This is a genomic window from Providencia sp. PROV197 (genome assembly GCF_028479625.1).
Taxonomy (GTDB): Bacteria; Pseudomonadota; Gammaproteobacteria; order Enterobacterales; family Enterobacteriaceae; genus Providencia; species Providencia vermicola.
In genome coordinates this window covers 36,521-46,771 of record NZ_JAMPNZ010000026.1, presented here as the reverse complement: position 1 = coordinate 46,771, position 10,251 = coordinate 36,521, and the positions used below count along the sequence as shown (strand labels likewise).

The 10,251-nt window shown below is 39.9% G+C and carries 8 protein-coding genes; all 8 read right to left on the bottom strand.

The window, feature by feature from the left end:
• Positions 1-263: 263 nt before the first annotated feature.
• Positions 264-1,076: a helix-turn-helix domain-containing protein gene (locus PR808_RS15520; protein WP_272539611.1), complete on the bottom strand. Its 813-nt coding sequence runs from the start codon at positions 1,074-1,076 to the stop codon at positions 264-266.
• A gap of 480 nt (positions 1,077-1,556) precedes the next feature.
• Complete coding sequence (locus PR808_RS15515; RefSeq protein WP_272539610.1) at positions 1,557-2,783, bottom strand: SGNH/GDSL hydrolase family protein; 1,227 nt, start codon at positions 2,781-2,783, stop codon at positions 1,557-1,559.
• Positions 2,755-3,921, bottom strand: a complete 1,167-nt coding sequence (locus tag PR808_RS15510) for an SGNH/GDSL hydrolase family protein (RefSeq protein WP_206086254.1) — start codon at positions 3,919-3,921, stop codon at positions 2,755-2,757. Before PR808_RS15510 ends, PR808_RS15515 begins: the two co-directional genes overlap by 29 nt.
• The gene (locus tag PR808_RS15505; protein WP_272539609.1) at positions 3,908-5,326 is read right to left on the bottom strand and encodes an MBOAT family O-acyltransferase; all 1,419 of its coding nucleotides are present in this window, start codon (positions 5,324-5,326) and stop codon (positions 3,908-3,910) included. The genes PR808_RS15510 and PR808_RS15505 overlap by 14 nt, the downstream gene beginning before the upstream one ends.
• Positions 5,327-5,641: 315 nt before the next feature.
• Positions 5,642-6,448, bottom strand: coding sequence for a protein bax (locus PR808_RS15500; RefSeq protein WP_206086256.1), 807 nt, complete (start codon positions 6,446-6,448; stop codon positions 5,642-5,644).
• Positions 6,449-6,938: 490 nt separating this feature from the next.
• A complete protein-coding gene (locus PR808_RS15495) occupies positions 6,939-8,084 on the bottom strand; it encodes a DUF4056 domain-containing protein (protein WP_206086257.1) in 1,146 nt (381 codons plus the stop codon).
• Positions 8,084-9,229 (bottom strand): BamA/TamA family outer membrane protein, encoded by a 1,146-nt coding sequence (locus PR808_RS15490; protein ID WP_272539608.1) that lies wholly within the window; start codon positions 9,227-9,229, stop codon positions 8,084-8,086. Before PR808_RS15490 ends, PR808_RS15495 begins: the two co-directional genes overlap by 1 nt.
• On the bottom strand, positions 9,229-10,215 hold the full coding sequence (locus tag PR808_RS15485) for a hypothetical protein (protein WP_272539607.1): 987 nt from the start codon (positions 10,213-10,215) through the stop codon (positions 9,229-9,231). Before PR808_RS15485 ends, PR808_RS15490 begins: the two co-directional genes overlap by 1 nt.
• Between the last annotated feature and the right edge of the window lie 36 nt (positions 10,216-10,251).

Below are 10,251 nucleotides of genomic sequence, written 5' to 3'. Positions count from 1 at the left end.
TTTAAATAGCAGTTTGCCTCCTACAAAGGCTAATGAACTGGCGTCCGCTTTCATGCAGTTACCAGAGATTGATAATAATTTGTCGACAGAAGATATTCACTTTTAATAAAGCCAAACACCACCTTATTTTAAGGTGGTGTTTGGCTGTTGGCAAAGCGAGTTATCAGCTAAAATCAATAAATTATTTTGCTCAATAATTTTGATAAAAGACAATAAATGTAGGCAGATTTATCCATTTTGTAGATACCGATGGAGAGTAAAAATTATAAAAGAGGAGAAGGTTGGCTACGGTAGTAATTTTTAAACGTTGACATGAAAAAAGGGATATCATCATAACCTACCTCATGTGCAATACGTGTCATGGGCATTTTATTAACTTTAGATAATATCATGGCCTTATTCATTCTCGACATTAAACTGATTTTAGAAAAACTCGTATATTCACTTGCAAGGCGCCGTTTTAGTGTGGAGGCACTCATGTGTAATTGTTTTGCGACAGAGTCTAAAGTACAGCACTGTTTTCCAGTACTGTGAAAAATTAAGTCATACACTTTGTCTTTTATTGATACATTTATGGATTCATGGAGAGAAGGGATGAATCCATCGACTAATAGAAAAAATGATAAAATAAAGTTCAAGTAAATCTTAATCTTATGTTTATCAGTGGATGTTGATATTTCTTTTTTGATAGATAAGAATGCGTTTTCAATGATAGGATTTTCATGCAAATTAGTAAAACAGACCCGATTATTCAGCTTTGTTTTTTTTTCGCTAACCAAAAACTCAGTATGTTGTAGGTAAAAGTATTTTAACATTTCGTCGGTGATAGGGAGTATATCAACGGTGATGGGATGAGAATTATCATTGTTGATAATCTCAATAGACTTGCCTTTAGGAAGAAAACAGATATTTGAGGGAGTGAGTGTTTGCCATTCCCCATTTTCGATGCGTATATTAATTTCATTTGTAGTGACTTTTAGTAATAGGGAGTGCACCAGATAAAAGCTATTTTTTGCTATATCAGGTAAAGAGTTAATATATGAGTAAAATGATTTTTCACAGAATGTAGTCGACATAAAATAAACCTAAAAGTATCATTCACAGAAATCAGCCATAAAATCCTATAGGTTTGATTGGGATCTATCTCGGCTGTGAGTAGTCAATAGAACACATATCTAAGGTTTTTATTCATCGCTTATTAATAGTGCTTGAACATACAAATATGTTATTCATTGAATGAGATGGGATACTAGTTTTATATCGCATGAGTTTATTTAATTAAAAATCGTTATTTTTTATGTTTTATAAGCCGAAAAAAAAATCAAAGATAATCATGGGTTATCTGATGAAATCCATTTCAATGTACTGTTTTTATTGTGATTTTTATTATTTTAATAAATCGGAATTTAGTTAAATATAAATAAGTCAGAAGAAATCCAAATTGGAATAAGAATAGTACAAAGAGTGATGTGCCCCTCAGTAAGAGATTTCTCTAATATTGAGGGGGAAATTTAGCGCTAATTCTGAAATTTATTATTGGGGAAATAAAGACGCTGCTAATTCAATATTTGATTTAATTGGCTATATAGCCCTTGTGCGCTCTTTTTATAACCATCAACAGACAAATGGACATTATCCGGTCGTGCTAAATCTTGCGCTGCCCATGAGCGAATTGAGCAAGGGCCACCCATAAAGGCTTGCCAGTCCCAAAACAGCGTGTTTTCTTGCGCAGCGACGGTTTTTTGAATTTGAATCACATTCAGTAAGTTCACGGGCATTTGTGCTTGGCAACTTGCCGCCTGACTAAATTTTAGTGAATCATTCGGGCCGACCAATAGAATTACACTATTTGGCATTTGCTGGCGGATTAAGCGTATTTTCGCCCGCAAATTTTGCTCATAAGCGGCTAAATCTAATGTGTCATTAAATGCTTCGTTGGTACCGTAGGCCAAAATGATCATATCAGGGGACATTTGTGCTAACGTTTCGCTCCACTGAGGCTGCCATTTATCGACCATCGTTAATGTCGCGCCGTTAATTCCCAGTGCAGACACCATCACGCCTGGTTTTGTTGAGCGCACTAACCAACCGCCAATTTTTAGGTTGTTATCTTTGCTCACGGAAATCTGCGCAGGTAACTGGGTATTTACTGGCGTTGAGAAGCGCCACTGGTTCCCTGTTGCAGGTAACGCCACATTTGGGGAAGCTGCGGGGGATACACGCATTTGTGAATCATTTGAACCTTGATATAGCGCCTGTAACTGATAAGCCCCCTGCGCGGGCTGTAATGGTTTTAACAATACATTGCTGTTCACTGCTTGGGGCTCTGCAATAAAGCCGCCTAGTGGGTAATCAAAGCGTTCATCTTTACGGCTTGAAGATAGCGACCACTCTTTTTTCTCGCTCATGCGGTTAATGGTTGCAGTGCGTTGACCTGGTACTGAAATTGGTGGGATAAAACCAGGGCCTGCATCACCGTAGCGTTGCTGAAATAACGTTCTCAGATTGCCACTGAAAAAATCAGCAGCAGTATGAGAGTCACCAATTTGGACAATGTGCACTTGCTGGTTGCCTTGGTGCAATTTATTGGCAAATTGACGCAGGTTTGGTTCTGCGTTATTTACAAGTTGCCCTCGCTCAACCGCGTCCTGACCTTTCGTCGAGCTCGGTGTTCGCGTTTTGTCTGATGTGTTCTGGCAAGACAATAAGCCTAATGACAGCAGCGCAATAACGCTACCAGCCAAAATTTTGGACTTAGCTTGACGCAGGTTGTTCAGTTTCATGAGGTTCCTTTTCTTCCTCTACGAAGTGGATCAGAGAAAATACTTTTTCCGCGATGAGCTGTTGGCCTTTTCCGCTGAAATGAATGCCATCACCACTTCGTAATTTAATTGTGCTGCTTTCATCGCCGATATAGTCAGAGTAGGTATCGCCTTTATATTTAAAGACATCATTGACGGAGAAGTAGATTTCACCGTTGCTCTCGACTTCAGATTGGTAGAGGCTTCGTAAGAATTTCATACCATCAGATAGCGTATTTTTACGCATATTAGGGGGGCCAACCCAAATAACATCAACATTGTGCTGGCGGGCGGTGGATATTATATCACTAATCCGCTCACGGTAAACATTTTCCCAATCTTCACTCTTAAATTTGACGTATTTATAACCTGTTTGTGGTGGCATATCCCAAGGATCATTAGGCCCTAAAAATACCACTAATACTTTAATATTTGGATTGTCATTCAACGCTTTGGCAATAGTCTGTGGCCAGTTGAAAAAGCGTGGGTAAGCGAGCCCCGTGCTCTGCTTACTTAAATTAATGCTATCGATATTATACTTTTTCAACAGCATATTTTTCACATGAGGAGCAACGCCTTGCATCATCGAATCACCAGCAAATAACACCTTCTGATCTTTTTCGATATTGGCGATGTGTTTGGCAACAATCGGCTGATTATTTTTGATAGCCAAGCCGCTAAAATTAACCCCTTTTGCTTTTTCTCTGGCTTGTGGGCGTTTCAGTAATTCAGGAAAAGTGACAGACAAGCTTTCTGCTGGGTAAGTGTAGCCATGAAGAAAGTGCAGACCCACTTGGAAATCCGTTGGAAAGACTCGTTTTTTGCCTTGGTTTTCCAGCGCGAGCTGCGTCGCTTCTTTCTCTTCTTTGGCCTTTTGCCCTGATGCATGATAAGCAAATGTTGTTCCCGCTTCTAACGCGCCATCATGCAAAGAAGCCCCATAATCCCAGATAGGATTACCTGCCATTTTTGCCCATGGGGTATCTTGGTGGTATTTCTGCTGCCAGAAACGCTCTAGAGAGCTTTGGTTTAACCAAATCAAGAGTAAACCTGCCACTAAGACAATTAACAGCACCTGAACCATTTTAACGAGGGTCTTTTTAAACTCAGAAGTTAGCATAAATGAACCCCGGCATTCCTGAAGGCGAAAGCATAAACATAATCGTTAAAATAATGGCAAGGGGAATAGGGTAATAATACCAAGGCACGCTTTGATAATGTTTCGCGACAACATGGTAACCTTGCACAAAATAAGGATAAGCAATTAATAAGACCCAGAACGCAATTAACAAACCAAGGCTGGCTTGAATAGAAGCAATAAAGCCTGGCGCAATGATTTGGTTGAGCATTAATATTGCGTCATCAAAGGATTGACTGCGGAAAAAAATCCACGCAAAACAGACAAAATGGAACGTAATAATCCGCGAAACCCAAATGGATAGCGTTTTGTTAGGAATAACTTTTGTCCACCCCAACTTTTCCATGCACAAAGTCTTAAGGTTGAGTAATACAATCCCTAAGCCATGAATTGCACCCCATACGACAAATGTCATTGCCGCGCCATGCCAGAGCCCTGAAATGACCATTGCAAGGAAGACGTTAGTATTCATTCGGCTGAAACCTTTGCGGTTGCCACCAAGGGGGATATAAATATAATCGCGAATAAAGGTGGATAAACTGATATGCCAACGAGCCCAAAACTCTTTTAAATTAGCGGCTAAATAAGGCGCATTAAAGTTAACAGGTACTCTGAAACCTAATAATAAGGCAATCCCAGTGACAAGGTTGGTATAACCTGAAAAGTTAAAATAGATATTCCAAGCGTAAGCGTAGGTGGCTATAAGGATCTCTCCTGCGCTATAACCGACTGGCGCATCAAAAATAGGGTTAACATAGTTTTCAGATAAATAAGAACTAAATAAGAAAAGTTTTACCAACGCTAATGAAATTAAGAGGATGGCTTTGCGGCTATCTAGAATTGTGCGAGTTTCAGCTTGGATTTGCGGAAGAAAGTTTTTCGCACGGTTAATCGGGCCAGCAACGATGCTTGGGAAAAATGCAAGGTATAGTGTTACATCAAAAAAATCGGCTTTTTGAATCTCTTTTCGACACACTGAAACCGTATAGCTGACGGAATGAAAGGCATAGAAAGAAAGCCCCAACGGCGCCAGTATTTCTAAAATAGGCAGCCCAACGCTAAAACCGAATTTATCTAATGTTTGTTGGATGCTTTCTTGAAAGAATGAATAATATTTAAAATACGTAAAGCACCCGATAATACCTGTAGCGAGAATGACATAAATCCAACGATTGGAGAGCCAGTTCGTTATCCAATTAGTTAATAAGTAGATAAAAAGGGTATAGCCAAATAAAATATAAGCAAAGTCAGGACTAAAAGAATAAACAAAAAAGTAACTAGCAGTAATTAAGAGCCCATTTTGTAGTTTTGCGCTGGGCTGACAGCCCCAATAAATAAGAAAAAAAATTAAAAAAGAGCCAAGAAACTCAAACGAGAAGAAATTCATATTAGACTCAAAGATGTTAATTATTTTGGTAGAAGATAGCCTATGATATTTATTATCTGGTTCTATGCAATCAGAATATTGCTCGTCATAGTTAAAGCGGTGACTTTGTTGGTTGCGTTCAGCTACCCTAGTCACATACTTGTGTATGTTCCTAGGGATATCTTCTCTTGCCGCCTTGCCACCACTTTATCTATTTAGAGCAACCCTTGAGATCTGAAAAAATCAAAAATCAAATAAATGCGACTCAAAAAGAATAAAAAAAATCCACTTAGCAAAGTGGATTTTTTTATGTCTTGTACCTGGTGATACAAAAATTTAGATGCGAGTGGATGCTCTTTTTTGAGCTTGTGTAATCAATTCTTCGTTACTCGCGTACATTTCTTGTAGATAGCGGTTATAGGATGAACCTAACTCGGAGTACCCTTTCATATCGTTGATAAGTTTATTGGTATCTAACTCATCTTTTGATAAACGTTGCTTAGCTCGCGATGTACGTAGAGACTCATAAGCATTGTGGGTATTCATATTTTTCATATAGGCGGTTACTGTTTCTTCTACAGTTGAGTAGGTCGAATAACCTTTAATCTTACCTTTGTTGGCCTTACAGCCGCTACCGCAGCGCATACCAAATAAATTACCATTTTGTTGAGCGAGTTGTGATGTACCCCAACCAGACTCTGTTGCTGCTTGTGTTGCAACTAAGTGCGTCGGCATGATGTCAACACGACTAAGTAGTTTGTCCCAATTAATGCGTTTTGGGTTACTACACTTCACACCATAGCTATCACAAATTTGGCTAAGACGGCGCAGTTCTTGAGCGCTCCACTTCTTATTTGCACGAACGGATAACAACCAATTACGTTCTTCCAAAATTTGCTTATTCACTTTTTCAATTACAGGGACAACCGTTTTCAAAAATGCTTTCTTTCGTGGCGTACCAGAGGGATATTTTCGCAAATCAGGCAGTGAGGTTTTAGCCTGACTGACATTTTGCACAGTGCTACTTGAGTAGTCTTTACTGAGCATTTTGCTGGTACTGGTGGAGCCGAGACTTAAGCTCGAAAATAATAATAAAAATAAGAAAGCGAAGACGGCTTTTGTCCTCATCGTTCGAGAGGGCATTTGCTTCTCCTAAGTTTCTCTGAACAAAATTCGAGCGAATAGTAGCAGAATAATTTTTCACGAGCTACATTTATCAAGCCAACATTAGCAAAACTACTGTATTATTTTGTTGTGTTTTTTATGTTTTTGTGTTTTAAATGATTTTTAATCAGATTTCAGTCATTAATGGTATGTTCATGTATGTGTATGTATAAATAAATCTTCAGTGTTTCCTTTGCCATTCCTCTCGCTTAAGCTAAATTAGATTGAAAAACGAACAAATAGCACAGTTATTTTATGGTTATTTTGATTAAAAAATAAGCGATCGATAGGTTGTTTTTTAGCCAAAATAAGAAACTCATCCTTTTCTTAGATGTGATAGAGAAGACCTAAGCTAAATAAAAATGACGTTCGATAACGAAAAAAAGTGCAAAGAAATGACTTTTTTTCTTGCCAAATAATGGGTGGAGATATGAGAAATTTGACGCGTTAAAATTGCAGGAAAAACGGTTTATGGTTGCAATATTTGTTGCTGTAAATCCTGTTTTTTTGCATCTTCAGCTAACCAAGAAAAATCGTTCTTAGTCCAATACTGAATAGGAATGGGTAAATTCGCCATATGTTTTGTGGGGAGCAAGCGCAGTTGTGCCAGTAAGGATAAATCATACTGATGGTATTGGTTTGGTAAGGTTAGCATTAAGCGTTGCGTGGGTACCACTTGCATAGGAAGTAGAGGGAAACGGCTATCACTTATTTCGTAGTCCCTTGTTAAAACAAGAAATTTTTCAGGTACGCGTCGGTAACTGTTCCACCATAAGCCATCTACACTATCAAACATCTTCTGGGTCGTTTTTTTATCCGTATTGCTTAATTGTTCAAGGGCTAACGGTAAAATATCTTCCATTGATTGTGAGTAAATTGGTAAAGAAGCTGCACGTCCCTGTAGAATTAAAGTCATCGCAAGGCGTGCCCCGAGGAGATTCGAGTAAAGGTCTTCAGGTGAAAATGCAGAAATACCCTCAGAAAAACCCGGGACAGATTGATAACCATACCATTGTGCGATTTCATGCCAAGCCGCTAGCTGAAAAGCAAGCTTCGCGGCAAGATAAGCGCTGAGGGTATAGCGTTGTTCAGGGGATTGCGGCGGTGTGAAAGCGCTAAAATGGATTTGCCGGCCTGCAAGTTCATCACTGAGTGTTAGTGACCATGCTTCACCGAGGCGCGAATAAATTTGGCTGAACAAATAGAATGTATAATCTGCGGTATCCCTAACATGGGAGATATCAATAAATCCGCCTTGCTCAGTATAGAGTAAGCCAATTTTCTCATTGCTTATCCCCATCAATGCTGCAGATGCACCCAAAAAACTATCATTATAATGGTGTTCGCCAAGTTTATCGGCTTCGACAATATTATCGATAGTATAAAATGGAACGGGGAGCCCCCACAGTTCCGCTTGTAGGTTATAACCGAAAGCGCAGCAGGCGCGTAAGCCTTGTGGAGGAGGCAATGACGTTACCACAGGCCAGGCTTGAGGTGCTTCTTCGAATGAATATGTGGTTAACACAGGTTTTATGGCGGAAAGCTCAAGTGGCTCACGGCTTTGGCAAGCGGCTAAAAATAGTGTAAAACTTAGAGCAGTCAACCACTTACCCATTAAAATGCCTCTCCCACCTGAAAATAAACCCCAGAGCTGTTACGGCCCATGCCAAAATCTAAACGCACATTCATTCTTGGTTTAAATTCAAATCGATAACCTACACCGACCGTTGGTAGCCAGTGCCCTTTACCTAAGTCCGATGATGCATCACTCATCGTCCCTGTGCCTAACCAACCGACAACACCATGGCGCCAATCCAGCTTCTGGCGCACTTCTATTTGGCTGGTGAATATATTGTTATCGCGATAACGCCCTTCGTAATAACCACGCATGCGGTTGCCATTACCTAATAGGGAAAGCTGGTTCCATGGTACATCCCCTGTCGCAAAGCGAGCATAGTTATCAAGGGCAACAACGGTGTTTGGCGTTAGCTCATGATAGTAGGCATATTGTAACTGTGTGGTTTGAAAACGCGTATCGCTACCAAGGCTTGGTGCAAAATAAGTATAAACTACCTCAAAAGTTTGGCCTTTATGTGCGTTGGGTAAAAAATCGCGGGTATCAAAGCTATAGTAAGCGCTGATCCCTGAATTTAAGACTGACCGTCCACCCACGGATTTTGCAAAGTAGGTTTTTGCGCCATCATCAGGATCACTGGCATTGATGGATGAAAAGTTCCAGCCAAGGCCAACATAGGTAGCATCGGTTAGCTTATAAAGTGCTCTTGGGGTAATTTGAAATTCTTGAGAATGGTACTTTTCTTTATTATGGTCATTCTTTCCTGCCGCATAGCCTTTTCCCCAATAATAGGTTGGCACGTTGTTTATTGTGCCAGAGACAAATAGCCGCCACTGGTCATTATCGAGAAAATTATAATTGGTGAAATTTAAACCAAAAGCACCTGTAGAGGAGGCAAAGCCACTGAGCCCAATCGAAGAAGGCTGTGTTGTTTTATCGTCTTTGTCTATTCGGTAGAGCCCGACCAGTGCGGTGCCAATACCAATGCCCATTTCTGGGGTATAAAATGGGCCAGGCAAAACGCCCCAATCAATCGTTTTGCTTTCATCAAAGTGGTTTTCTCCCCCAAGCTCATTTAGCCAGCCATCGATTTGCGGGCGTTCGGGGAAAATATCTGCTTTTGCAGGAAAGAGCATAAAAAGGCTAGCGAGTGCCAGCCCCTGTATAAGAGCCAATCGCTTCATTAAAAACGAAATTCTCCAGAAATAAAGAAGCTATTACGGTTATTAAAACCAATTTCGGTTAACACATTAAAGTTTCTAGTGAGCTCAACTCGTGCCCCAACAGTATTATTCCATTTATGAGCAAGATGTTGTTTAACATCGAATTTTGTATCATCAGGAGCTAAAATCATCCACTTGTTTAATTCTGGAGGTAAATCTAGCTTACTGACGTCACCCTTGAAGCGTTGAGTGATATCTTGGTACATCGCCCCTGTCCAAACTTGAACTTTTGTATTCCCTTGTCCTGCAATTAATGGTTCAAAAACAAATTCATAACCAATTCTTGGTGTAACCACAAAAGCGGTAATGTCGCCATCTAAAATATCAAGGCTTGTCCTTGTGTAGTTAAAATCTAATGTGCTGAAAAATTGGTTGTAAGCACCAGCGAAAGTTACTCCACCACCATAAGATTTCCCTTTGTAATCTAGTTCGAATGGCAAATCTTTACCTATGGGGATAGTGAGTGGCCCGAGCTTAGCTTCTACATTATTTAAGTTGGTTTTGGAAGTGCCTTTAGTATGACCGTATAAGCCATAAACATTCATAAATGGTAGAACCCAAGCATCCAATTTGAGCATATGAGATTCATTCTTACTGCGGGTATGCCCTGTTTCAATATTCAATATTTTACCAAGGTCTAAACCTGAGCTTGAGCTAAAACCTATTTTATCAACTTTAATATCCTGACGAAGATTCATATACCCATAGCTCACCCCAAAAGGTTCAGGTAAGTCATAACCTCTGGCACGGGCTTCATCCCCCCAAATAGGCAATACTCGTGACTCTGAGGAAGAAGAACGAGTAATACCCCCTTGGCCATTATTTTGAGGGACACCAGACTCACTCATGGTGACTGAAAATAAAGGGCGGTCACTGTCGGCAAAACTGGTAGAAATGCTTATAAAGGATGAAAGGATCAGCGCAGTGCTGAGTTGAATGCGTTTCATAAAGTTAACTCAATATTTAGGGAATCATGAAGTGTA